At 54.6% G+C, this 24,614-nt stretch carries 26 protein-coding genes, 1 tRNA gene and 1 pseudogene; 8 read left to right on the forward strand and 20 right to left on the reverse strand.

Annotation, left to right across the window (positions count from 1 at the left end; genetic code table 11):
• The first annotated feature begins 14 nt into the window (after positions 1–14).
• Positions 15–1,346, forward strand: coding sequence for a cytochrome b (gene petB, locus ACR0AI_RS18470; RefSeq protein WP_170379706.1), 1,332 nt, complete (start codon positions 15–17; stop codon positions 1,344–1,346).
• Between the two features lie 17 nt (positions 1,347–1,363).
• Positions 1,364–2,152 carry a cytochrome c1 gene (locus ACR0AI_RS18475; protein ID WP_170644066.1) on the forward strand — a complete coding sequence of 263 codons (789 nt, stop codon included), beginning with the start codon at positions 1,364–1,366 and terminating at the stop codon, positions 2,150–2,152.
• Between the two features lie 140 nt (positions 2,153–2,292).
• Here ACR0AI_RS18475 and mtaB read toward each other — a convergent pair whose 3' ends face one another.
• Positions 2,293–3,549, reverse strand: coding sequence for a tRNA (N(6)-L-threonylcarbamoyladenosine(37)-C(2))-methylthiotransferase MtaB (gene mtaB / locus ACR0AI_RS18480; RefSeq protein ID WP_480676204.1), 1,257 nt, complete (start codon positions 3,547–3,549; stop codon positions 2,293–2,295).
• A complete protein-coding gene (gene dapF, locus ACR0AI_RS18485) occupies positions 3,546–4,388 on the reverse strand; it encodes a diaminopimelate epimerase (RefSeq protein WP_480676206.1) in 843 nt (280 codons plus the stop codon). Before dapF ends, mtaB begins: the two co-directional genes overlap by 4 nt.
• A gap of 212 nt (positions 4,389–4,600) precedes the next feature.
• Between dapF and ACR0AI_RS18490 the strand changes: the two genes are divergently transcribed.
• A tRNA-Lys gene (locus tag ACR0AI_RS18490) sits at positions 4,601–4,676 on the forward strand.
• Between the two features lie 4 nt (positions 4,677–4,680).
• Here the strand turns inward: ACR0AI_RS18490 and ACR0AI_RS18495 are convergent.
• Positions 4,681–5,811 carry a site-specific integrase gene (locus ACR0AI_RS18495; protein WP_480676208.1) on the reverse strand — a complete coding sequence of 377 codons (1,131 nt, stop codon included), beginning with the start codon at positions 5,809–5,811 and terminating at the stop codon, positions 4,681–4,683.
• 168 nt (positions 5,812–5,979) lie between these two features.
• Positions 5,980–6,192, reverse strand: coding sequence for a MerR family transcriptional regulator (locus ACR0AI_RS18500; RefSeq protein ID WP_118069224.1), 213 nt, complete (start codon positions 6,190–6,192; stop codon positions 5,980–5,982).
• A 117-nt stretch (positions 6,193–6,309) separates the two neighbouring features.
• Here ACR0AI_RS18500 and ACR0AI_RS18505 point away from each other — a divergent pair, with 117 nt between their 5' ends.
• From ACR0AI_RS18505 to ACR0AI_RS18525, 5 genes and pseudogenes are all read left to right on the forward strand, one after another.
• Positions 6,310–6,711: a helix-turn-helix domain-containing protein gene (locus ACR0AI_RS18505; protein ID WP_480676210.1), complete on the forward strand. Its 402-nt coding sequence runs from the start codon at positions 6,310–6,312 to the stop codon at positions 6,709–6,711.
• The gene (locus tag ACR0AI_RS18510; RefSeq protein WP_480676212.1) at positions 6,708–6,971 is read left to right on the forward strand and encodes a hypothetical protein; all 264 of its coding nucleotides are present in this window, start codon (positions 6,708–6,710) and stop codon (positions 6,969–6,971) included. The genes ACR0AI_RS18505 and ACR0AI_RS18510 overlap by 4 nt, the downstream gene beginning before the upstream one ends.
• A gap of 678 nt (positions 6,972–7,649) precedes the next feature.
• The gene (locus tag ACR0AI_RS18515; protein WP_480701431.1) at positions 7,650–8,597 is read left to right on the forward strand and encodes a hypothetical protein; all 948 of its coding nucleotides are present in this window, start codon (positions 7,650–7,652) and stop codon (positions 8,595–8,597) included.
• A 356-nt stretch (positions 8,598–8,953) separates the two neighbouring features.
• A pseudogene (locus tag ACR0AI_RS18520) lies at positions 8,954–10,387 on the forward strand (RelA/SpoT family protein); the annotation flags it as partial.
• Positions 10,388–10,714: 327 nt separating this feature from the next.
• A complete protein-coding gene (locus ACR0AI_RS18525) occupies positions 10,715–11,743 on the forward strand; it encodes a hypothetical protein (RefSeq protein WP_480676216.1) in 1,029 nt (342 codons plus the stop codon).
• A gap of 331 nt (positions 11,744–12,074) precedes the next feature.
• Here the strand turns inward: ACR0AI_RS18525 and ACR0AI_RS18530 are convergent, their stop codons facing one another.
• From ACR0AI_RS18530 to ACR0AI_RS18605, 16 genes are all read right to left on the reverse strand, one after another.
• The gene (locus ACR0AI_RS18530) at positions 12,075–12,803 is read right to left on the reverse strand and encodes a phosphoribosyltransferase (protein ID WP_480676218.1); all 729 of its coding nucleotides are present in this window, start codon (positions 12,801–12,803) and stop codon (positions 12,075–12,077) included.
• Between the two features lie 699 nt (positions 12,804–13,502).
• Complete coding sequence (locus ACR0AI_RS18535; protein ID WP_480676220.1) at positions 13,503–14,057, reverse strand: ImmA/IrrE family metallo-endopeptidase; 555 nt, start codon at positions 14,055–14,057, stop codon at positions 13,503–13,505.
• Positions 14,057–14,425: a hypothetical protein gene (locus tag ACR0AI_RS18540; protein WP_480676222.1), complete on the reverse strand. Its 369-nt coding sequence runs from the start codon at positions 14,423–14,425 to the stop codon at positions 14,057–14,059. The genes ACR0AI_RS18535 and ACR0AI_RS18540 overlap by 1 nt, the downstream gene beginning before the upstream one ends.
• A gap of 219 nt (positions 14,426–14,644) precedes the next feature.
• Entirely contained in the window at positions 14,645–14,956 is a 312-nt protein-coding gene (locus ACR0AI_RS18545) for a hypothetical protein (protein ID WP_480676224.1), read from the reverse strand.
• A complete protein-coding gene (locus tag ACR0AI_RS18550; protein WP_480676226.1) occupies positions 14,953–15,849 on the reverse strand; it encodes a TrbL/VirB6 family protein in 897 nt (298 codons plus the stop codon). The genes ACR0AI_RS18545 and ACR0AI_RS18550 overlap by 4 nt, the downstream gene beginning before the upstream one ends.
• Before the next feature lie 2 nt (positions 15,850–15,851).
• Positions 15,852–16,088, reverse strand: a complete 237-nt coding sequence (locus ACR0AI_RS18555) for an EexN family lipoprotein (protein WP_480676228.1) — start codon at positions 16,086–16,088, stop codon at positions 15,852–15,854.
• Positions 16,089–16,090: 2 nt separating this feature from the next.
• On the reverse strand, positions 16,091–16,795 hold the full coding sequence (locus ACR0AI_RS18560; RefSeq protein WP_480676230.1) for a TrbJ/VirB5 family protein: 705 nt from the start codon (positions 16,793–16,795) through the stop codon (positions 16,091–16,093).
• Entirely contained in the window at positions 16,792–17,271 is a 480-nt protein-coding gene (locus ACR0AI_RS18565) for a hypothetical protein (RefSeq protein ID WP_480676232.1), read from the reverse strand. Before ACR0AI_RS18565 ends, ACR0AI_RS18560 begins: the two co-directional genes overlap by 4 nt.
• Before the next feature lie 252 nt (positions 17,272–17,523).
• Complete coding sequence (gene mobV, locus ACR0AI_RS18570; protein ID WP_480676236.1) at positions 17,524–18,726, reverse strand: MobV family relaxase; 1,203 nt, start codon at positions 18,724–18,726, stop codon at positions 17,524–17,526.
• Positions 18,727–18,787: 61 nt separating this feature from the next.
• The gene (locus tag ACR0AI_RS18575) at positions 18,788–19,516 is read right to left on the reverse strand and encodes a helix-turn-helix domain-containing protein (RefSeq protein ID WP_480676237.1); all 729 of its coding nucleotides are present in this window, start codon (positions 19,514–19,516) and stop codon (positions 18,788–18,790) included.
• A complete protein-coding gene (locus ACR0AI_RS18580) occupies positions 19,509–19,943 on the reverse strand; it encodes a hypothetical protein (protein ID WP_480676239.1) in 435 nt (144 codons plus the stop codon). The genes ACR0AI_RS18575 and ACR0AI_RS18580 overlap by 8 nt, the downstream gene beginning before the upstream one ends.
• A 383-nt stretch (positions 19,944–20,326) precedes the next feature.
• The gene (locus tag ACR0AI_RS18585) at positions 20,327–20,869 is read right to left on the reverse strand and encodes a DUF3833 domain-containing protein (protein WP_480676241.1); all 543 of its coding nucleotides are present in this window, start codon (positions 20,867–20,869) and stop codon (positions 20,327–20,329) included.
• A complete protein-coding gene (locus ACR0AI_RS18590; RefSeq protein WP_480676243.1) occupies positions 20,866–21,483 on the reverse strand; it encodes a DUF3833 domain-containing protein in 618 nt (205 codons plus the stop codon). The genes ACR0AI_RS18585 and ACR0AI_RS18590 overlap by 4 nt, the downstream gene beginning before the upstream one ends.
• A complete protein-coding gene (locus tag ACR0AI_RS18595; protein ID WP_480676245.1) occupies positions 21,480–22,703 on the reverse strand; it encodes an MFS transporter in 1,224 nt (407 codons plus the stop codon). The genes ACR0AI_RS18590 and ACR0AI_RS18595 overlap by 4 nt, the downstream gene beginning before the upstream one ends.
• On the reverse strand, positions 22,703–23,080 hold the full coding sequence (locus ACR0AI_RS18600; protein WP_480676247.1) for a hypothetical protein: 378 nt from the start codon (positions 23,078–23,080) through the stop codon (positions 22,703–22,705). The genes ACR0AI_RS18595 and ACR0AI_RS18600 overlap by 1 nt, the downstream gene beginning before the upstream one ends.
• Positions 23,081–23,201: 121 nt before the next feature.
• Complete coding sequence (locus ACR0AI_RS18605; RefSeq protein WP_480676249.1) at positions 23,202–24,533, reverse strand: NAD(P)/FAD-dependent oxidoreductase; 1,332 nt, start codon at positions 24,531–24,533, stop codon at positions 23,202–23,204.
• Positions 24,534–24,614 lie beyond the last annotated feature (81 nt).

Below are 24,614 nucleotides of genomic sequence, written 5' to 3' on the forward strand. Positions count from 1 at the left end.
GGGAGACCCAACTTATGTCCGGCATTCCCCACGATCACTACGAGCCGAAGTCAAACGGCGAAAAGTGGCTGCACAGCCGCCTTCCCATTGTCGGCCTGATGTACGACACCCTGATGATCCCCACGCCCAAGAACCTGAACTGGATGTGGATCTGGGGCATCGTTCTGGCCTTCTGCCTGGTGCTGCAAATCGTCACCGGCATCATGCTGGTTATGCACTACACGCCGCATGTCGATCTGGCCTTTGCCAGCGTCGAACACATCATGCGTAACGTGAATGGCGGCTATTTCATCCGCTACCTGCACATGAACGGCGCGTCGCTTTTCTTTGTTGCGGTCTACATTCACATGTTCCGTGGTCTTTACTATGGCTCCTACAAAGCCCCGCGTGAGATCACGTGGATCATCGGTATGCTGATCTACCTGATGATGATGGGCACCGCCTTCATGGGCTATGTTCTGCCTTGGGGTCAGATGTCCTTTTGGGGTGCGACCGTGATCACCGGCCTGTTTGGTGCGATCCCGTTTGTGGGTGATGCGCTGCAGACATGGCTGCTGGGCGGACCCGCAGTGGATAACGCCACGCTGAACCGCTTCTTCTCGCTGCACTATCTGCTGCCGTTCATCATTGCGGCGCTGGTTATCGTGCATATCTGGGCCTTCCACACCACCGGTAACAACAACCCCACGGGTGTTGAAGTGCGTCGCGGCTCAAAGGCCGAGGCCGAGAAAGACACGCTGCCCTTCTGGCCGTATTTCGTGATCAAGGATCTGTTCGCTCTGGCGGTCATCCTGGTCGTGTTCTGGGCCATCGTTGGCTTCATGCCGAACTATCTGGGTCACCCCGATAACTATATCGAAGCCAACCCGCTTGTGACGCCTGCACATATCGTGCCCGAATGGTACTTCTTGCCGTTCTATGCGATCCTGCGCGCCTTCACCGGCGAGGTCTGGGTTGTTCAGTTCGCCAGCTTCATCACCGGCGGCATCATTGATGCAAAATTCTTCGGAGTTCTGGCGATGTTCGGTGCGATCCTGGCCATGGCGCTGGCGCCTTGGCTGGACACCTCGACCGTGCGTTCGGGTCGGTATCGTCCGATGTTCAAATGGTGGTTCTACCTGCTGATCATCGACTTCTTTGCCCTGATGTGGCTGGGTGCGATGCCCGCGGAAGAGCCCTATGCGACCTTCTCGTTGATCGCCTCTGCGTACTGGTTTGCGTATTTCCTCGTAATCCTGCCGCTGCTTGGTGTGATCGAGAAACCTCTGGCCCCGCCTGAGACCATCGAAGAAGACTTCAACGCGCATTATGGCAAGGCTGACGCCGACGCCACGCCGGCCGAGTAAGAAGAGGGACCGGAAACATGTTCAAGAAACTTGCAATCGGCGCTGCGTTTGCCCTGGCCCTTACCCCTGCCGCTTCTTTTGCGGCAGGCGACTATGACACTCATATCGAGGATTTCGACTTCTCGTTTGAGGGTCCGTTTGGAACCTGGGACCAGAACCAGCTGCAACGCGGTCTTCAGGTCTATACCGAAGTCTGCGCGGCCTGCCATGGCCTGCAATACGTTCCTCTGCGCGATCTGGAAGCTTTAGGTTACAGTGAAGAGCAGGTGATCACTTATGCGGCGGACAATTTCGAGGTTTTCGACCCCGAATTGGACGATTTCCGCCCGGCGATCCCGACTGACCACTTCCCGGCGAATAACGGTGTTGGCGCGCCGGACCTCAGCCTGATGGCAAAAGCCCGCGCGGGCTTCCACGGCCCCTATGGTCTTGGCATCAACCAGCTGGTCAAAGGCATGGGCGGCGCGGAATACATCGCCTCTCTGCTGGACGGCTACACTGGTGAAGAGAAGGAAGAGGCAGGCACCATCCTGTACGAAAACAAGGCCTTCCCCGGAGGCTGGATTTCGATGGGCCCGCCGCTGTCCGAAGATCAGGTTGAATTCGCCGATGGCCACGCGGCCACTGTCGAAGCCATGTCCGAAGACGTTGCAGCTTTCCTGATGTGGGCTGCGGAGCCCAAGCTGACGGACCGAAAGAACGCTGGTTTTGTCGGCGTGATCTTCCTGACCGTCCTGTCGGTGCTGCTGTATCTGGTCAACAAGCGCCTGTGGGCACCGCACAAAGGCAAGCTGCGCGAGCAGTGAAGCTTTTGAGCTTTTGAAACTGAAAACCCTCGCGCCTATCCGGTTGCGGGGGTTTTTCTTTTTCAGGGGGCAGTGGGACCAGCCCCTCTTGGCCTGCGGCCAATTCACCCCGAGGTATTTTTGGCCAGATGAAGAAAGGATCAGGCTTGAAGCTGGGTTGCTGTTTGTCCGGTGATCGTCGCGGTGATGATCTGGCCTTCGGGATGGGGGGTGTCGAAACTGACCTCAGTGAATTGTTCGGTGCGGCCCATTTGCGGGTTTTCCATCAGGATGCGATGGGTTTGACCGATCTGGGCCGAGAGGTGTTTGGCGACCTGCGCCTCTCCGGCTTTGCGCAGGCGGGCGGCGCGGTCCTTGATGATCTTGCCGTTGACCTGCTGTGGGATTCGTGCCGCTGGCGTGCCTTCGCGTTTGGAGTAGGGGAAGACGTGCAGCCAGGTCAGGTTGCAGTCCGTGACCAGTTTTAGAGAGTTTTCGAAATGCGCCTCGGTTTCCGTGGGGAAGCCAGCGATGATGTCAGCGCCAAAGGTCATGTCGGGCCGCAGGTTGCGCGCCTCTTCGGTGAAACGGATGGCGTCATCGCGCAGGTGGCGGCGTTTCATCCGCTTCAGGATCAGGTCGTCGCCATGCTGCAGAGACAGGTGCAGATGCGGCATCAGGCGAGGCTCGCTTGCGATGGCCTGCATCAGGTTTTCGTCCACCTCGATCGAATCGATCGAACTGATGCGCAGACGCGGGAGGTCTGGCACAAGTTTCAGAATGCGCATGACCAGATCGCCCAGTTTGGGTTGTGCGGGCAGGTCAGCGCCCCATGAGGTCAGGTCAACACCGGTCAGGACGACCTCGTTATAGCCTTTGTCGACCAGCCGTTTGATCTGATCCACGACCACACCAGCGGGTACACTGCGAGAGTTCCCGCGGCCATAGGGGATAATGCAGAAGGTGCAGCGATGGTCGCAGCCATTCTGGACCTGCACATAGGCGCGTGAGCGGGTGCCGAACCCGTCGATCAGGTGCCCTGCCGTTTCGGTGACCGACATGATGTCATCGACCTGAACGGTTTCGGTTTTGCCGATGAAGTCAGCTGCCATGCCTTTCCAGGTATCAGGCTGCATCTTCTCGGTATTGCCGATCACGGCATCAACCTCGTCCATGGCCGAGAAGGTCTGCGGTTCCGTCTGCGCGGCACATCCGGTCACGATCAGGCGCGCGTTGGGGTTTTCTCGGCGCAGCTTGCGAATCTCTTGCCGGGCCTTGCGCACGGCCTCGGCTGTCACAGCGCAGGTGTTCACGATCACCGCATCTTGCAGACCCGCTTGCTGAGACAGCTCTTTCATCGCCTCAGTCTCATAGGCGTTCAGGCGACAGCCCAGAGTGGTGAATTTCGGGGCGCTCATCCCAGTGACCTCAGGAATTCCGGGGTCAGAGTGCCCGAAAACACATGGGCCGTCGGCCCGGTCATCCAGACGCCATCCTCGCGCCAGTCGATCCAGATTGTGCCGCCGTCCAGCTCGATCTGAACCTTGCGCCCCGTCAGACCGCGCCGGGCCGCAGCAACAGCCGTGGCGCAGGACGAGGACCCTGAGGCCAGCGTGATGCCCACACCACGCTCCCAGACGCGCATACGGATGTGGTCCGGTCCAATCACCTGCGCCACCTGCACATTGGTGCGTTCGGGGTAAAGGGGGTGGTGTTCGTACCGCGAGCCGAACTCGACCAGGGGAATCGCTTCGGCGTCGTCCACAAAAAACGTGCAATGGGGGTTGCCCATGCCTGTTGCCGAGGGTGCGCCCTCAATCGGCAGTTCCAGCGTGTCCATCTCTTCAGCCAAAGGTATGTCCTGCCAGTCCAATTGAGGCTGTCCCATATTGACCGAGGTCAGGCTGTTGCCTGCATCCCGCGCGTACAAGGTGCCGCGCTCGGTTGTTAGGGTCAGGTCTGTTTTGCCGCTTTCTTCCATCAGGAAACGGGCGATACACCGTGTGGCGTTCCCGCAAGCGGCCGAGGTCGACCCGTCCGCGTTGTAGAACACGAGATGCGCGTCGGCCGCTCCGTTTTCGATCACGGCCAACTGATCGAATCCCACACCAAACTGCCGGTGTCCGATTCCCTTCGCCAATGCAGCGCTGATCGGCGTCGCCTGCGCGCGCGCGTCGACAATAACGAAGTCATTGCCCAGCCCGTGCATCTTCATGAAGGGCAAACCGGTATCGAGTCTCTGTTGCATGGCGGGCATATAACGTTGGTCCTGCGATGAATCCACCCTGTGGCGTAGATTCCTGAAAAAAGGGCTTGACCCCCCTGCGCCACCTGCCTAATTAGGCCGCCTATCGGGTCGCCGGAAACACTGATTACGCCGGCGAAACGAGGTGCAAAATAAGGTCTTGAACCCGGTTGGGAAAATGCCTTAAAGAGCGCCACGGATCGTAAAGATCCAGACAAAAGAGTGGGCCGTTAGCTCAGTTGGTAGAGCAACTGACTTTTAATCAGTGGGTCGCAGGTTCGAATCCTGCACGGCTCACCACTTTTCATAAATTTCCCTTTCCTTGCTTGGGTTTGGTATCAGAATTGACGAACCTCTTCGGAGGGTTCGCCAAGTTACGCTCACCATTGGGGCGAGCGATCAGTTTCTCAATCGCGGAATCGGCCATCCCCTCGCGACCTGCGGCCTCGGTGTAGCGTTGCACGAGAGCTAACGTTTTGTGGCCGGTAACTGCACCGATTTCATGCGCAGTGGCTCCAGCCTCGGCCAAACGACGCGCACAGGCCTTGCGCAGGCCGTGGGCGGAGCACTGGGGTAGTTTCGCGTCCTCTGTCCAGCGCTGCATGAGATTCCCTAACCCACCGGCGGAGCGCACTTTCCCTTTCTGAGTGGCAAGAAAAGGGCGGTCCCCAGGCAACCCTTCTAACACTTCGGCCAAGTCCGGGTGGATCGGCACGGAAACCAGCACGCCACCAGAGCGTTGTGTCTTCTGTCGCCGATAGCCGATCTTTCCATCGCGGATGTTTTTTGGCCCCAGCTTCACCGCATCAACCCGCGCTGCACCGGTGTAGAGCATCAACGTAACTGCCGTATGTGCTAGCGATCCTTGTTTGTGAGTCGCGAAGAACTGCGCCAGCTCATCTTCGTCCCAAGTATGAAAGCCGTCACCGCCCACGCGGAATGGTTTCGTAGCCCGTGCAGGGTTATCACTGCGCCAGTCCAACGAGACAGCGAAATCCATTAACTGGATCAGCCGCTTGCGCAGGTTGTTTGCTGCCGCCGGTGTTTCTGCTTTATCAGCTAGCAACGACTGAACGTGCCGACGTTGCATCAGTCGCACTGGCTTGTCGCCGTGTTCCTCACGGAATTTTTCGACGATCCCACGGTAGACTTTCTGTGTGCTTGCTTCAAGATCCAGAAATTCAGGTGAGCGATACCAGAGCGCGACGAGTTTGCTGATGCTGTATGGTTGCACACGGTCCGCCCCGGTCTGCCCTCGCGTTTTGTTTCCATTCACAGCGTCTTCGTATCGCTGGATAAACTCTTTGGAGCCGTATTCGCTCCCCAATTCGGCTGAAAAAGCACCCTTCCGAAATCGCCAACGCCGCTTGCCGTGCCGGTCGAAATATGCCGTCGCGCCGGGAAATTGTTTCTGGCGTTTTAATTTCAATCCCATGGGTTGTTATCTCCCTGGGGAGGGTCCTCGGTGCTATAGATCACGACTTTTCCGTCGCGACTTATCTCGGAGCGAACCACGGGAATGCCAGCATCTCGGTATGCCTTAAGGTAACGTGTAAGTTCAGTTTGTGTTAACGAAGCGCGGGGCATAGCCATAGCGTTTCCTCTACTTGGATACTTTAGAAAGCCTGGTTTCTGCTTTGATGGTGAACTTCTCAACGTACCGCTCCCATGCGCCCGAAGGTATTTTGGGGTTTCTCCTGCCCGGAGCCGTATAGATGTGATCCAACATGTCTTCCTTAATGAGATAGCGGATGTTTGAGACTGAAATGCCCACGCGCTCGGCCAGTTCTTTGGGACTTTCGAGATGTATGGTCATACGTTTCCTCACTACTTACCATTTGTGATCATTCGAGCTAGGATCACACAGAATGACGCAGAATCGATCATAAGTTGTCATTTGATAACTTATGTGTACAAACGGGGCGGCCTGTCAATGGAGTTGAGTGGTATCGGGCTTAGATTGCTCGAAATTCGCAAAAAGCATGGTTTCACGCAGTCTGTCATGGCGGCAAAGCTCGATATTGCGGATCGGACTTACAAATTCTACGAGCTTGGCCGACGCGAGCTTCCTGTGGCTACAGCAGTTAAGTTTTGTCAATTGTTCGAGATAGATATCCGCTGGCTCCTTCTCGGAGATGGGCATCCTGTGGAGCTTCAATTGCCCCGCGTAGTTGAAGAGGCAGCACTGGCGGTACTCAATGAGTGTTCCGAGATGGAACAACAGCTTTCTAATGAAAAAGTTGCTCAATTGACTGGCTATGTGGCTGAGCAGTCTGTGCGAAAGGGCACGCCAGCGAGCGACGAGGCGGCGGCGGTGATTAGGATTATGAAATGAAATACGAATTTAAAGCGCCGGATGACTTTGTAGTGGCTGTCTTCAGGTGGGTTAGGATTTTACGTGTAAGCGGTGCATCGTTGCTGATGGTAGCTGGCTGCGTCTCTGTCGCTATTTTTGGTACAGAAGCGTGGAGGTGGGATCTTTTCACAGTATGCCTAGCAATCATTGCTGGGGTGGGCTTTGTCAGTGTCTTTTTGTCCGAAATGTTTCACCGCTTAATCAAAAAGCACGTTGGTATCGACCCACCTCTGTTTTAAGGGTCAGTTGCGGATGAGCGACATTCAATTTAGTTGCAAACGAAGGTTACGAGCCTCGCGGAAACATTCCCATTAGTCCGTATCGGCGAAGGCCAATCCATCATCCAACATCAGGGCGATCCAAACAAGAATAGACAGACTCCAAAAATGGCAGACACGAGTGTCCGAGTATCAGTAGTAAATTGATCTCAAATCAAACTCGATTTTTGCTCGATTACTCAGACATTCTGTCTAGTTCGACCAACTTGTAACCTTATGCTTCGTGTTCAGGAACTCGCGGCGCTTGGGATCGCTACACTTGTGTGAAATCTGCCAAACCCGGACAACTTAAAGGCCCAACCAAGAGGAAGGCAGAAACTATGCGATGTGGTTACTTTCCATCGTCTTTCTTCTTCATATACCGATAGGTCAGAACTCCTACTAACAAAGACGCCACCGCGGATACAGACTGCACCATGTCGGGCACACGCTCAATAATCTCCATTTTTTGTACCTTTACTCTGTTTCGATACAGAGGATTTATGAACTTAAGACGACCGGAGACAGCGGGGCTAGTGGTGCTTTGACGACCGGATTTTCGAATTAACGACCGGATTCCTGATCGAGTATAGACGCAAGATCTACAAATCGTTCAAATTGGAAGCACAACACCAAAAGAATTTAGGAGCTGCTTCTACATTGGAACCCGTTTATGACGTACAAAAGCGGAAGCTCGCCTCAGCATACTACGCCTGGCAGGATTGCCTCAAAAAGCAAAAGGGCGTGGAGCGCGATCGTGTCTTCATAGAGAGTGTCAAGGGTATTCTCACGCTTCGAGGGCACTCTGACGCACTAAAGGCCCTGCCTCAAAGCAAGAATACATGGAACGATTGGAAGCGGCTTGCTCCTTCGAAGACGATTCCACTTTCGCGGGAAACTTGCATTGCTGTAAAAACAATCACCGGTATTGACGTGACTCCAGGGAGTATTCTTTCAGATGAATACAACAGCACAGAACTCGTGATCATTGCCAGTGAACCGGCAGCACGAGCTATCTCCAACACAACAGACGATGATGGCCATGAAAAGTATGAAGTATCCTGTAGCCGCGTGGCCTTCCGGCGCAGCCGTACGCTGCGCGTGGAGGCGAGTTGGTGTGCGGACGAAAAGTGGAAGCTTCCCCAAAAGCATGCAGTGAGGGAAATTGGATCTGCCATAATTGGTCTAAGGCGGGCGGACATACAACTGGAAGCAGACGGCCCGATAACTCCAATTGTCACCCTGATTGCTCCGGACAAGACTGACCCTTATGCGCGAGCCGAGGGTGTTCGTGTCTCTGACGACCCAGCTTGTGCAGGTCGATGGATGGTTGAGGCTGGTCGCGGTGAGGTCCTGGTTGGGTCTCTCGATCTGACACGTCTCGCTTCGGCAATGCACAAAACCGATAGCGAAATGTATTTGACCGTGGAGGCCGACAAGAATGATTTCGAGATTGATTTTCGACCGATTGGTGAATGGCAAGAGAAAACGGAACAGGATCAGGCCAGATCGAACATGCGGCGACACTTTATCGCAAACATACTTCGCCTTCGTCTCGCAAAAGATGAACGCGCATACTTGCTTAGCCGAGCTCCGATAAAAACATGAACGACACGATTCGCCTATCTGACAAGGAAACCCAAGCTGTCGACCTGATACTAAAAGATAGTTTTTTTGATCCAGTTGGCGTTGTAGACAAACTCGGATATGACAAGGGAACGTTCTTTAAATATGGATACTTTGATTATCTTGATCTTCGAAGAAGTGACATAACCGGTGTTTCTTTCCAAGGTACTCGGATACGCCACGTTGTGCTCCGACCAGACCAAGTTAGTTCATTTGAGGCGACCGGCCCAATATTGGAAAGAGCCATAGATGTACGATCGCCCGCTCCTCAGATTCCTTCTGAGGAAGGAAGTGGGCCTTTAATTTCCGAAGAAACCTTCGAAGAACCGATAGATGGCTTGAGTGCAGACGACCTGATTAACTTAGTCCGCAATTATAATCCCAAGGCAAATGCAGAACAGATCACAAAGGCCTACGAATTCGCCAAGAAGATGCACGACGGGCAGTTCCGCCATTCCGGCGAGCCCTTTTTTACCCATCCAGTCGCCGTTGCATCCATCTTGGCTGAGCAGCGACTGGATGATGCAATCATCATCACAGGTCTGCTTCACGACACGATCGAAGACACCCAAGCCAGCTATGAAACTGTCGCCGGGATGTTCGGGAATGAGGTTACCAGGCTGGTAGAGGGCGCCACCAATCTGACCAATCTACAACTGACCGACCGTGAATTAAAACAGGCCGAAAACCTTGGCAATCTGATCATGGCCGTGTCAAAAGACCTGCGGGTCATTCTAGTCAAACTCGCCGACCGTTTGCACAATATGCGCACGATTAAGGCCGTGCGGCCTGAACAGCAAATCGCCAAAGCACAAGAAACGATGTATCTTTACGCGCCGGTATCCGGGCGGCTGGGTATGCAATGGATGCGAGAGGAACTGGAAGACCTCGCCTTTCGCATACTCAATCCCGCAGCACGCCAGGCAATCATCCGCCGTTACATAACGCTACAGCGCGAAACCGCCGGTGTGGTCCACCGCATTACCGGCGAATTCCGCGATGAGCTGGCGAATGCTGGCATCGAGGCAGAAGTGTTTGCTCGTGCAAAGAAGCCTTATTCAATCTGGCGCAAGATGGAAAAAGATGATGTGGCTTTCTCCTGCCTTTCAGACATCAGCGGGTTCCGCATCATTACCGAAACTGAAGAAGAATGCTATCGAGCTGCAGAGGTTGTCCAACGATGCTGGCGACCAGTGCAGGGGTGTTTTAGAGACTACATTAGCGAGCCGAAGTTGAATGGCTATCGCTCGATCCATGTAGCGGTTTTGGACAGCGACGGGAAACGGATCGAAGCGCAGATTCAAACGCGTGCAATGCATGAAGTGGCTGAAATTGGTGTTGCAGTCTGTTGGACCTATCGCGACGGTGTTCGGTCGAAAAACCCTTTTGCTTTGGATCCTATGAAATGGATCGCTAACCTAACCCTGCCCTTTGGTATCGAAGAGGGCAACGAAGACTTCCTCGACGCGGATAGACCGGCGTTTAACTCCGACCAGGTATTCTGCTTCACACCAGATGGCGAAGTGGTCAATCTGCCGCGCGGAGCGACACCGATTGACTTTGCCTATGCCATCCACACTGAAATCGGCCATACTTGCGTAGGGAGTAAAATAGATGGGGTTCGGGTGCCGCTTTGGACTCGGCTCAAGAACGGGCAATTGGTCGAGATCATCACCGCTGATGGCCAGTCACCACAACCTGGCTGGTTAGAGTTGGCAGCAACACGTAAAGCCCGAGCTGCCATTAGGAATGCGCTTAGACAGACGAGAAGGACTAATACCTAGACTTGGTTACTCCTGTTTGCTTCGCCAATCTATAAGCTATTGATTTCTAAATCATGTTTCGGAACCGCATATTGGCAAACCTACAATTTCCTCGGAAATTGTGTAGTGAGTACACAATTTAATAATTAATGCTGCCGCGCGATGCGCGCCACTTTTTTCAGGGCTGTCTGCCCCGGACCCCGAGGATATTTCATGAAGGTGAGAAAGCTGGTGAAAACTATCTGCGGACCGCCTTATGAAGCCCGAATAGGCTGTCGCCCATGAACTTCGAACCACCGGCTTTCGCTTCGCGCAAATAGCGCCTATGTCCCAGCCATGGGAAAAGTATCGATTGAAGAACTGCGCGCCCGTCGAGCAATTGCACATGATCGACAAACGCAGCTGGAGCGCAGGGCTGGGCCCTCCCAACGACTTCGATGGGATGACTACTGGCGGCATGTGTATGCTCAGAACCCATACTTACTGGGCGCACCAGATGAACGGCTCGATGAGCGTTTCTGTCACGTTTTTCGTAATGTCGCAGAGCTTGGCGAGGATGGTAAGGTTAGGCCTGTTTCTCTGAATACAAATCCTGAGTTTATGGAAGCCTTCACTCACCTATTAGAAGAGTATGCCTTCAGGACCGGCGCAATGCCTACGCCGAAATTAATTGAGCGGGCAACCGCTCCAATAACTAAGTATTTTGAAGACGGTACACCGCTAGGCGTTCGATTGTTTGAAGGCTTTAGAGTTCCGTCAAAGCCGATTTTAGTCAAGTATGGCAAGCGTAGACACTTGGAGCCTATGCTAAACCAGGGAGAACTACGGCTCGCTAATGCAGGCCTTTACAACGACGCAGGATTTCTTGACGCCGTCCGGGACGACGAAACGAGCCGGACGTTTTTTCTTCCTACATATCACGAGCGGCTAGCCGGAAAGACGCACCTAGAGTTCCAAGGAATGAGACAAGCCTACGATGACGACGACGTGGTGCTGCCCCTAGTGTTTGATGACTACTACCTGTTTAGCCTGTGCGACAGTATCCACTACCGGATGCCGACTGATTTTAACGCCGATGCCGCTATCGTGATCCACAACCCAGAACTTTTCAAACAACGGCTCATAACCACATTTCTTGCGCGGCATCCCGACTTCGTGCCAGAGGCGGGGCCTGTGATCTACTACGATCCTTACCGGGACTATTCGAAATTTCGGGAGCCAATGCTGGCGAAACACTTTGGTTACACCTACCAAAAGGAAGTTCGTGTGGTATTTCGACCTAGGCGGAAGTCAAGCTTCCCGTTGAACCCCGTCTTCCTAAACATCGGGTCAATGAGAGACTACGCTGAAATGTTGACCTTATGATAAAGTGCAGCAATTGACCGCAATGCACTTCTTTTCGGCCACCAAAAGCGTGTAGCATTAGATCGTCAATCACAACATGAAGATCTGCAATGCCTGCTGCCTAAAAGAAAAAAGCAGGCGCCTAGCCTGCCTTCTCCATAGTTCAACTGCCGCTGCCAGTTTCCCACATCTTGACCTTTACGATCCGGCTGTGGAGCGCTACGCGGTATGCTTCTGATCTTTAATGAGCGGGGCACATCAAACACGCTCAGACTTTATATGCTCATATACTGGACGGTTTGTCGAGTCAAAAATACTTCGTCGTTTTGTTCGAACGCAGGGGTAACCACATCTAAACACTACTAAACCAAGTTACAGCATGTATCGGTTGTTGGAAACCATTTGCAACCAAATGCCGTCTCGCACAGAGCAAAGTTTCACCTGTGGCCAGAAGGTCGTCAACCAAGAGTAGCCGACACGCTCTGTTTGCTGGCAAGCATTCAGGTTGTAGCGGTTCAAAATGCTGCCTGATTCCAATGCCGACATTCTTGGCAGAAAAGCTGTCGTTGGGCGTTTTTCTGGTCCTCTTCAATGAGTTCCTTAGCTGCTTTGCGTCGTCACGAGGAAAACTCTTCGGGTTAGCTTGAAAGCGAGCTTCGATCGCAGCGGCCGCCTCTTGATTGGTTGACTTGCGAAACATCCCATCGAGGACTGTGGAACTAGTGTGCCTGCCAATTCGAGTTGCCAAGCATCTAGCCAATGGAAAGCTCGACGGCATTGGCACGACCGCATCAAAATCTGACGCAAGTTTTTGGCATATTTCATCAAGGATCAAAGGGAAATCGTCCAGCAGCGCCTTGATACTTCCAATACTTGTTTCAAGCTCGTGCTTACCCTTCAAGGCATAGACTAGAGGGCAGTTGTCGCCAACTTTCTTTTGCCCGCGATCTCTGGATAATTTCTGCGAGTTTTTCAGCCTCTTGAAGATGCTGTGTACCAACATTCCATCGACTGTTTCCTCAGTGGGGTTGCCATTATGTGTGGTATGGAGGTGGTCAGGTACCCGGTGATCGACGATCACCTTCCTTCCTTCTATTAGTATCCCCAATTAATGCTCCCGAGTATTTTTTGCCGCAATATCAACTCCACCCATCAGTGCAAGTGGATTGCGTGGCAAATCAGTTGCGAGAATGCGCCAAAAAACTCAACACCTTCTGCGGTTGATCGCTGATAGCGTAGTGGGAAGTGTTGAATGGCCGCCTATAGGCAGCCATTCAAACTTACTTTTTGCGTTTTATGGTCTCAACAACATGCGTGGCTTTTTTGATCCTCGCTTGTTTGACGGTTGTGAACCGGCCCGTTTTAGCGCTGCGACCAACCTTAAATGTTTTCTTTGCCATGTGTTTATTCCTTTTCGGCAAGTGCTACTTAAAAGCAGGCGGCGTACCGCCTGCTAGTGATTTCAAGGCATCGGCTCATTCTGGGATCAGAATAGGCCATGCGCGCAACCCATACGCTTTCGCGTAGAGGCGTTGGCCGGAGCTGGGGCATGTTCGCCAAGGGCGAAAGACATACCGGTATCCGGGCGGCGGAGTGAAAGAACGCTTCGTCATTTCACTATCCTCTTCGGGGCGTATCTTGCCATTTGACCCGAAATGCGCTAAAGCAGCCTTTGCTAGGAGACTGATTTGCATTCACGGGAGGCTCTGCATCGTCTAGCCCCTTATGCACGATATCAGAATTCATATGAGGGCTCGGGCTGCAACCTGAGCCTTCTTTGTCAGATAGCTATCCCTTTCCCTAGTTTTTCGAGACGAATTCTCGCAGCTGTTTTTGATACACCGAAACGCTCCATTATGGTGTCTGTGTTGTCGAAAGCCATAATGTGCTGCTCCGGCATCAACAGTGTGGCCGCAAATCGATCAGCTTGTTTCTCCGCAGATTCGAAAGCCCGCAGCTTTTCATATCCACTGGTACGCGCGAAAGGTTGATTCTGACCGGTATGGAGCAAGAAATGGCCCAGCTCATGCGCTAGGGTGTAGCGGGGCCTCCGGCCTCCCAAACAGGCTTCTTCGTACACGTCTTCACGAATACGAATGAATGATCCTTCGGGACATGTCAGACCTTCTGCGTTGCCCATTTCGTCAACCGTGCCGACCTGGAAGCTGAAATCCGCTTCATCGCCAACTACTTGGGGAAGCACTTTTTCCAACACTTCCACAACTGGAAAGTAAGGCTTGTCTGTCAAGTGAAGTAGCTCTCGCAAACGGTACGCAACACCATCCACTTGCGCCCATTTTAGCGGGGTTACTCTATAGTCGTAAGCATCGCTCATCACTCGCTACCCTCTTTACGCAAGATGGCCAGGATTTTCTCTAGCTCATCGGGAGAGAGCGTGTTCATCCGTGAATTCATTCTTCGTGCCATCAACCCAGCAGTATCTCGTTCCAGCGATGATTTCGGTTCAATCGTAAAGGCTTTGCGAGAAGCGTCAGCGGCCTTGCGAAGTGCGTTGGCAGCACCTTCTGTCAATTTGTAGGCGGAAATTACGAGCTCTTCGAAATCCATCGGTGGACTTTTATCGCCACGTTCAACAGCCGAGATAAATGCGGAAGATTTTTGTATGCGCTTGGACATATCGAGAAGGCGTTCATCCTCCTCGATGCGCAGCTTTCTTAGTGCCTTACCAAACTCAGTAATCATGGCGGTCTCCCATCTTGGTTAAGGCTAAGTTATCACGTCGGGCAGTCGAATTCAACCAATAGGTGGAAAAATATTAGACAAGTGGATTCTCGTGTTTAAAAAGTGTGAAAAAATTCCACCAAATAAGGAGCATTTTACAGGATTCGGCTGGAAGCTGGAGATAAGACTGGTGTGCTTAAGGCTAGCTGATGCGAACCTATTGCAGGGTCACCGTGCCACTTACTCTTTGAAGCGCTCCACAATTTCGGGAGGCAGTAAGTGCCGCCATTGCGCCGGCGTATTTTCCCAAAGCTCCTCGTCGGACACGGCCTCTGTACTAACCTGCATCCGATTTTCTGTGCCAGCCTGCGCATTCTCAACATCTATGCCGAGCGATTTCAGCAATTCGCGAATCTTAGCTTGGCCTTCAGGTGTCTCGCCGTGGCGACGAAGGACTTCTTTCAACGCCTTAACTTTGGCTTTGGCTGTGGATTTGGCTTCAGGTCCGTGAATATCAGCTCGGGTGAAACTATGGTCGTTTCCCTTAGTCATCGTCTGCTAGCGCTCCCTGCTGGGTTGTTTCCGTTTCCGCCGCCCGGCAGGCGACGACCAAGATATCGTTCTGCCCCTCTTTGAAGCGCTCCGGTGGACGCCTGGGCACCTGCTGACAGCGAGGCGGCGATAGAGGGCAGAAGAAAGAAGAAGATGACACCGGTGACGGTGACGCCTGCGAAATAGAACATAGCCAGTGTCGCCGTAAGAACGTCAGTTTGCAGCACGGCCCGTTCCAACATCAAGATGATGACGAGCGACAGGACGTAGAGCAACAGCTTGAACATAAGAAAGTTCAATATCTGCCCCAACCAAGAAAAGAACCAGCCGCGTGTGGCATCAAACAGCGCAAAACAGATGTACAGCGGACCTATCGCCGCCATTATCGTCAGGCCGACTGTCGCCAGAAGTGAAAACACTAGCGCCACGCCAGAGAGGATAACACCACCTAAGAGCATAACGATTGCATAGTAGACCGGCCCAATGATTTTGCCTGCGAGACCTTGCGACACGTGATGCTGATAGACGCGTTCGGCGACTCCTACCGATTTTGAGAACACTGGATCAGAGGGCAACTGTCCGGTACCGGAGCCGCCGGTCAACGCATTAACAAAGTCGGGCAGGTCTCTGTTGATGACGTCGCCCACCCACGCAGTATAGTCCCCTGCCGAAGATACAAGACTCCAGATGATCGCCAATTTGATCCCACGAACAGCGAAGTCCAAAACAGGTTCCTGGATCGCTCCTTTCATGATCCCGATGCCATAAAGGATGAGGTAGAGCGTCATTGCAGCCGTCAGAGGCGCAGTCAGCTCCGCCGACATGGTGCCCGCAATGGTGTTTGCCGTGTTGGTGATGGCGTCGATGAAGTCGCTATAGAGGTTTTGCCACATGCTCAATCTCCAAAGTATTTCTGAGCAGCATCGAGGTTCGCGTCGCTCTCAGCGATGCTTTCGGCGGTCTGCGCATTGGTGCAGTTCGCATCGGCCTGGGCGGCGTCCTGCGTTTCACAGCTCGCCAGAGATTCAGCTCGTTCCGTGGGGTTGTCGGTGAAGTATTCAACGGTCTTGTTTTCCTCTTCTTTGCACGCGGTGAGGGCGACAAGACATACCATCATGACCAATCTGTTCATGCTCAGTCTCCGAAGTATTCTTGGGCTATCGCAACGTTCTGCTGGCTGTTGATCAGCAGAGTTTCTGTTTGCCGCTGATCCTCAACTCTGGCCTGAGCCTGTTGCAGCATGGCCAAACCCTGAATGCGATTGGTGTCGTTCTGGAGCATTGCGGTCTCGACCTGGAGACGTGCTGACAGCGCATCGATCTCTTTCTGTGTCGAGGCCCCACCAATCGCCTGCCGCAGACGTTCCAGCCCGGCAAGGCGGTCATCTGCGGACTGTACGATGCGGTCGCCAAGAGCCGCATCACGGGCCGATTGCGCGCCGATACGGTCCAGCTCTTGCCGGTAGAACTCTTCTGCGGAGATATCGGCCGAGGTGACACGCGTATGATCCAGATATCTGTTAGCAGTGCCGGACAGGTCGCCCAGACCGTTTATATCTACCTCAAGCAAACTGGCAATCTCTGATGCCTCCGGCCCCAGAAGTTCCCGCACCTTCGGATCATTGAGAGCGTTGGCGATATCGGCCATGTCGGTGATGCCGTTGACGGAATCATACAGCCGTTTGGCCTCTTCCAGCTCTTTCACCATCTGTGCGATTTCTTGTGCAAATTGTTGCTTCGCGTTCGCAATCTGGGTGGCATCAATCACCGGGACACCTTGCGCGAATGCAGGCTGAGCCAGGGCGATGGTTGCGGCGGTGAGAAATAGATTCAGCTTCATAGTTTGTACCTTTTCAATTGTTTGATTGCGGTTCGGTGGCCAAGCTCAGCGGCCTTGGCCATCCAGAGTTTTGACTGGCTGTCTGCGCCTCGATCTGCGTAGAGCTCAGCCAATGCGAGTGCCGCCTCCGGCTTCCCATTGGCGGCAAGGGATCGCAGCTCGTCAGAAACTGCCATTGAACGCGCCCATGGCTTGATCAGCAGTTCGGTGATCAGGAGTCCGGCGGCTAGCGGGATTGAGAGCGCCACCAGGACCTGCAAATCATCAGCGGTAAGGGGGCATCCAACAGACCGGCAGCCACCTTGGCGACTGAGCTGAAACAAGCGGGGGACGGCGACAAGAACGGTCCATGAAATGCTGACGATCCAGACGCATCTCATTACGCCCCGCCATTGGCCCCAAAAGCCATAGCCGCCGCACAGACGTGACCAGGCCCTTGCCATTAGGCGCAATCGCATCACATTGGTCTTGCTCATAGCCGCGGTCATTTCGGCGGGTTCGCATCTTGCAAGTAAACGCTGAGAAGGTTTCGGCGTTGGTGCTGAGACACAAACCAGTCGATGCGGAGTTTGCCCTTGGGCGAGCGATACCGCTGAGCAACAACCTTCTTCTGACCACCAATTTCGGCCCAGAGAATTAGGTTGTCGGGCATAGCTGAGACACTGGAATTGTGCGCGGAGGCAATTTGTTTTCTAAGCATTTTGATCTCCAAGAAATTGAAAGGTGTTTTATCGTGACCGCCCTGGGTCGTTGCGCTGAGGTGGCGCGTGCCCCAGCTCGTCTAGGTGTTGATCGGTCTGATCCGCTTTGCGGTCCGAAAATTCGCGGTAGCCAAGGCTTATGAGGCGCTGAGAAATATCTTTTTGGACTTCCTCGGCTGGCTTCACCTTCAAGCTTGTGATCGCCTGCGCAACCGTCGCCAGAGCCTCTTGCTCAATAGGTTTCGCCTCACGCTCGAACGCGTTGAGAAGGCGTTCAACGGCATAGATCGTTGTGCCCATTTGCTTGATGTGCTCGGCGTCTTCGCGCGCCACATCGCGTTCGGATTTTAGGGCGCGAAGCAGTGCTTCGTCCTGGTTTGCCCGCGTTCTCAGTTCCTCGATCAGAGCATGTGTGCGGTCGGCTGCGCCGCGAACTATGGCGTTGACGGTGGAAGATATACGCTGACGGTACTCTTCGTCGGTTTCGCCGCCGCGACCCATCATGCTGCCCTTTTGCCGAGCTGGGAGCTGGATGGTTTCGGCCTCGGAGCGGTTCAGCGCTGCATAGTAGGATTTGACCCGTTGATGCTTTGCCTTGCTGCCCTGAACGCCCCGGATCAGGCCATGTGATTTGCCGACGCGCTCGGCAAAGTCGCTTTGCATTTCGCGCAATTTGGATGCGCCCCCGAGAAAGTGGCGGGCATTCAGCTTGCCTCTCGTATCTTTGGGCATGACCATGGCGGTCAGGTGCGGCGTGGTCTCGTCCCGGTGAATAACTGCTGACAGGATGTTCTCAGCCCCGTGTCGGGTTTTCAGCCAGTTGATACTCTTGGCAAAGTACTCGTCTTGCTCTGATCGGCTCATCCGCGCCATCGCTTCAGGGCTGGCCGAAACTAAGTACTCAATGCCTACAACCGCATTGCTCCGCACTTTCTCGGGCGCGTTCGCTTTCCATGCGTCCAGTACCTCCTGACTATTGTCAGGGCCCATAACCACTTGGTTCTGCGTTCGCCGTGCATCGTCCGCGTTTGGTGTTTCGCGTTCTCTGAATGTGTGTTGGAGGCTTGCGCCCATGTTTCCAAGCTTCTTGATCTTGGTCGTTCTCAGAATGACAAAGTCACTGCCGTTAGCGTCGCCAGTGGGCCGTGGCTTGCTGAAACCGCCTCCGCCTTTCGTTTTGGTAACGCGCCGACGATAGGCTTCATCCAGCGCCGATTTCTCTTCCAGCATGTCTCTCACCTTCGGGAAATATCCTCGGGGTCCGGGGCAGACAGCCCCGGAATCTCTACGCTCAGCCTGCCAAACGCCGCTCGCCAACACTCTGAGCCTCGGCTATCGCAGCTCGAACAAACCGGAGCTGTGATCGCCATTCAGCGCTGTCCATTGGTGCAGGAGTGCGGGCGGGCAGCCAAAATCCGAGATGATGCTTGCGTCGAGACAAAGGCAGGCTGCGTTCGAGTGTTTGCATACCCACGCATTCCAGTCGCTTATCCCAATCCCGAACAAAGCAGATGCCTCTTGGAACGAAGATCAATTGCTCGCCGTATGGTTGCGATGGATCGGATTGCCTTTCGTCGGGCAAATCCGGTTCAACCTCAGCCTTTTGTTCTTGGGATTGTTCTTCCTCTATATAGGAAAGCTCACTGGTGACCGCTTTGTGAGTCACCAGTGACCCCTTTTCGTCTTCGCAAAGGCTCGCTGGTGATCCCTTTTTCTTATGGCGAAACGGGATGATTTTGCAGGGGGCGCGAAGGTCATATTTGGTGAAGTTGCCAGCGCCGCGCCCCTCAGTACGAAACAGCCAACCAAGTTCAACGAGCTGACGGATGCAACGCTTGATCGTCGCTAGCGACAAGTTGCCGAGATATTCGACTAAGGTTTCCTGGGACGGGTTCAGCTCGCCTGTTTTGTCATTCGCGAACTGAACTGCCAGAGCCGTCGCTACTGCCTTTGTGGAGGAATTAAGGTCGCTACGCTGTGTGACAGCCTTTAGCCATTCGAACCGATTTAGTTTAGCCATCGAGACCTCCCGCGATTGCAGTCAAGGCCGCGAGATGATATTGATTACCCGCAAACTTTTTGAATTGGCCGTTGACGCGGGTGGCAGCCCCGTCAGCGGCTTTTTGCTGTGTTGGGAACCATGCGAGGTTCGTCAAAGCTCCAGAATGGCCAATGATTTCAGTGGGTGGAAATTTGAGGTTCGCCGACTTAACCCTTTGAATTATCTCTCTCCACGCAGTCCTGCACGGCTCACCACTGTTTTCAGAGAGATCGAAGGAATGGACTAGAGTGATTTTCGCCCATAGCGGAAGACTTGTATCCAAGCGAAACTCTTGTGCGTCCATGCCGGGTTTTTGTGGATCGGCTTTTACTCCTCTAAAACGGAAAGCACCTAGGTGGCGGTGCCCGTCAGTAGCACCACCTTTGGTTGCTTGCGAGAATTTCACTTATATTCAAACGTGTTAATCGGAGACTTTCCAGTGGATTTCTGCCTGCGCGCTTCGAAAAAATTGGCAGATTCACCTAGATTTGCTATCCTTTGGCCAAAGGGCGTTAGAAACCCGGGGGCTAAAATCGAGCAGAAAGCAGGCAAATCCTCACAAGTGGTGTGGGTCAAAATACCCGAGCATCTCAACGGCACGCGGCGTGGGTTGTTCTTCTTGTGGGCCGAGGTCGAGCGGGCGCAGGTGAAAGCCAAAGCTGCGCCTCCGCCCCCTGAGCCGCATGGACCCGAGTCGAACAAGATATTCGGTTGGGTTGATGAGTTTATCTTCTATGAACGCGACAGGGCGGAGCAGCCGGATCAGCGCGCCGAGGCCCCGTCGGGCCGTCACAGTTTCTCGAAGAACAGGATGACCTCGCCTATACGGACGCCAAAACGCGAAACATAGGCGCGGTTCAGCAGGCGGTCGTCTTCCAGAAGCCACATCCAATCGTCGAAGTTTACACGCATGGTGCCATCTTTGATCGGCAGGTCGATCTTGTATTTCCAGTTGAAGGTATCGCCACGCTCGATCCCTTCGGCCACACCAAGAACGCCCGGCGCGGTGCCGGTCCAAGTGTCTTCGCCGGTTTTGGTCAGAGTCCAGATGCGCTGTTCGGTTGCGCCGTCATCGTAAACGAAATCCTCGACCAGGGTCAGGGTTTCTCCGTCCCATGTGCCGTCAATCTCAACTGTGAAACGGCGTGGCACGTTGCCCAGAATGTCCTGGAACTGACCATAAGCCACGGTTTTGCCTTCGAAGAACTCTTCGAGGTTCAACTGCCGGTCGGACAGAAAGCTTTTGGGCACCCGCGGTTTAGCCGAGCAGGCCGCGAGCAGCGTCAGGCTGGTGATTGCGACCAGTGAGATCAGAAAGCGCAACCGGGTCATTGCAGCGGCCTGTTTTCCGCATCCGCATCATACCCGTTTGCTCCGGGTACATGAGCGGTCTGCACCTCGGGCGCGGGTCGCATGGTTGCCACCAGTTCCGCCACCTTGAGGCCGAATTTGCGCATCTCTGAGCGGTTCATGATCGCCCCGTTCTCGGTCAGGTACATCCAGTCGGTCACGTCCAGCGTGTGCCCTCCGGCGTCTTCTGGCAGGATGATCCGGTAGGACAGCTTGACAGTCGAGCCCGAGATCACGCCTTTGCCTTCACCGACAATGTCGTCTGCTGTGGCTGTGAACGTGTTGCCGGTGCCCAGTGTCAGATACCACTTTCGGGTCATCTGTTTGCCGTTGGAATAGGTAAACCACTCGGCCAGAGTGCCAGTGTTTCCATCCCATTCGCCGACCATGCGCGCGACAAAGCTGTTCGACATCTTGCCGTTGGGGCCATAGATCAGCCCCTCGGACAGGATATCTCCGTTCAAGTGCTTGGTCAGGGAAAACTCTGGTCCCGTTCCCGAATAGTCAGCCGGGGATTGTGAGCGAAAGCTCAGGAACCGTCTTTTGATCGCCACGACAACGAGGATGGCGAGCAAAATCACAACAAGCGTATTCATTTGGCTGGGACCTCCGTAGGCAGGGTCAAGACCATCCCGAAAGCGCCCAGCTTTAGGATGCAGGGCAGCAGGGCATAGGCGAATGTGAGTGTGTTTAGAGCCTGTGCCGAGTTGGCTTGACCGGGTGAAAAGCCGCTGCGTTCCAGCAGGGGCAGGGTGAAAAAGGCAGCGAGCGCGAGGCCCAGCTTGCCAGCAAAAGACCAGATGCCAAACGCGGCGGAGGCATTCAGCCCCGCGCGTGTCAGCACCACGGAAAACATGGCGGGCAGGATCACGATATCCGCCCCTGCGGCTGCGCCGGAGGCTAGGCAGATCAGGGCAAAGGCGGTCAGCTCTCCAGCTGAGAGGGTGGCCGCGCCTATGAAGGAGGCGATGCCCAGCGGCATTGCGATCATAAGGGTCTGTTTCGGGCCGATCCGATTGCTGAGCCGTGCCCAGAGGGGCACGCTAGCCCCAGCGCTTAGGAAAAACAGGATCAGCAATGGGCCGGCCATTCCGGAAAGTTGCAGTTTGTCCTCGACGAAGAACAGAAACAGCGTGGCGGTCAGGGCGACCGGCAGGCTGTTGATCAGCGCCAGAAACAACAGCCGGAGGGCGCCGGATTGTCCGAGCGCGGTGAACGAGATGCCCTCGCCCGTGATCGGTTTGCGTCGCCACATTGGTATGGTGACGATCAGGGTGAGCAACGCCAGCGCGCCCAGAAACAGGCCAAAAGCGGGGTAGCCTTGCCCCTGCGCGCCGAAGGCAACGAACAGGGCCGGGGCACTGGCAGCCAGAACGACTCCAGTCAGTTGCCCGCCTTCGCGGAAGGCGGCGAGGCGCATCAGCTCTTGCGGGTCGGCCTGTTTGGCCAAAGTTGCACTGCGCCCGTAAAGCAGGATGGTGCCTAGGCTGTAGGCCGAAAATAGAAGCACGAGGATGGCGACCAGCGCGCCAACGCTTGCCCCATCCGGCAGGCCGAACAGCAGCGGAAACCCGACCGCCAGCCCCAGCGCCGCCAGAGCTGCAAACAGCAGCTGCGCGCCCGGCCAGCGGTCGATGGCCCAGCCGATCAGCGGGTCTTGCACCAGATCGACCAGCCGGATCACCAGCAGCACGGTTCCGATCACCCCAAGGCCAATGCCCAAATTCACCGCCGCAAAACGCGGCAGGTGAATATAGAGCGGGATACCCGCCGCAGCGAGCATCAGCGCATAGAGGCTGACCCGGGGATACAGCATCACTGCCCCTTCAATTGCCGTGTAAAACTGGCGGACCGAGTGTTGTCGCCAAGAAAAATCGACATGAACGATTTCTTGATGCCGGTGTTGGTTAGTGTGCAGGTTTGTACACCATTGCGCCAAAACCCAACTTTGTTAGGTCCTTCGGATATGGCGAGATAGCTGTCACCTTTGCTGACTGCTTGAAAACAGGTCTCTAGCTGGGCCTTTGTCGGCGCGGGATTGCCTTGCCTCGCCATCTCATCCAGCGTCGACTCTACAAGAGCCTTTTGTGCGAGGTTTTTTCGATAAGTCAGTTGCAACCCGAAATCCTCGGTCCAATTGAATGCCGCTCCAGCAGGCGTGAAAAGCTTGGCGTCATAGACAGGCAGGCCCAAGAACCTAAATGTCGAGCTGCCCAAAAGCTTGGGATCACTCAGTTCGCTGGACAGAGGCGACGCCACTGCCTCACCTGACGAAAGCAAGGCGAGAGACAGCAGTGCTGCGCGGAAACTAGGTCTATTCGGCGGCCACATGGATGGCCGGATCTTTTTCAAGAATGCCATTGTCAGCTCCGGTTATCTGCGGGGCGCCGCGCAAGCGGTCGACGACATGCATCGCGCTGGCGATCCCGTCTTCGTGGAACCCGTGCCGGTTATAAGCTCCGGCGTACCAGGTGTGATTCTGTCCCTGCATATCGCGAATTTGCCCCTGAGCTTTCAGCGCGGCTTTGTCGAAAACCGGGTGGGCGAACTCGACTTGGTCATAAATCTTGTCCTCGTCAATTTGCGAAGACGCATTCAACGATACAAAGAGCGGATCGCTGTCCGGGATGTTCTGCAAGCGGTTCATCCAATAGGTCACGCCGACATCCCCGGCTTGCGAGCGATAGGTCCAGCTGGACCAGCAGGCGCGCCGCTTTGGCATCTGGCTTTCGTCACAATGCAGGATCGCGTGATTGGGCTGATAACGGATCGCGCCAAGGGCCGCGGCTTCACCCGCCGTGGCGTTGTCGCCCAGAATGGCCAGCGATTGGTCCGAGTGGGTCGCAAGGATGATCTCGTCAAACTGATCGGCATGGCCCTGGCTGGTGACCGTGACGCCGGTCTCATGACGCTGTACGTGATCTACCGGAGCCGCCAGACGGATGTCGCATCCGCGCAACCGCAGCGCGGCATCAATTCGGCGCACATACTCGATACTTCCGCCTTTGACCGTGTACCACTGATGCTGGTTGGCGCGGCCGCTGGCCAGCAGTGCATGGTTGCGGAAGAACTGCACCAGCGAGCGGGCCGGAAACTGATCCACAAACTCAACCGGCGTGGACCAGATCGCGCCGCACATCGGCATTAGGTAGTTGTGGCGGAACCAATGACCCAGACGCATCTGGTCCACCAGTTCTCCGATGGTTGTGTCATCATCCTTCGCCGCATCCGGGGCTTCTTTACTAAAGCGCAGGATGTCCGAAATCATCTTGTAGTAAGACGGACGCAGCAGGTTGCGTTTCTGAGCTGTCAGAGTGCGCAGCGTGTTCAGACCGTATTCAATGCGGCCATTGTCGATGGTCGCGCCAAAGCTCATCTCGCTTTTCTCGACGGGGACGTTCAGCTCATCAAACAGCTTGGTCAGGTGGGGGTAGGTCGCGTAGTTGAAGACGATAAAGCCGGTATCGACCGGTTGGTCTCCGTTCTTGCCCGCCATCACCGTTCGGGCATGACCGCCAAGGCGCGGCTCGGCCTCGTAAACGGTAATATCGTGCTGTTCTGAAAGGTAGTAAGCTGCGGAAAGTCCTGAAATGCCTGCACCTATGACTGCGATTTTCTTGCGCTCGCCTCGCGTTTCGTCGAACATGTGATCCCCTTAAGTGCGACATTTATCTAGGGATACGTAGCAGGTTCTGACGCGGATCAATCAGGTTAGATTATATTTCCC

The sequence above is a fragment of the Ruegeria sp. BG3 genome (assembly GCF_056538485.1).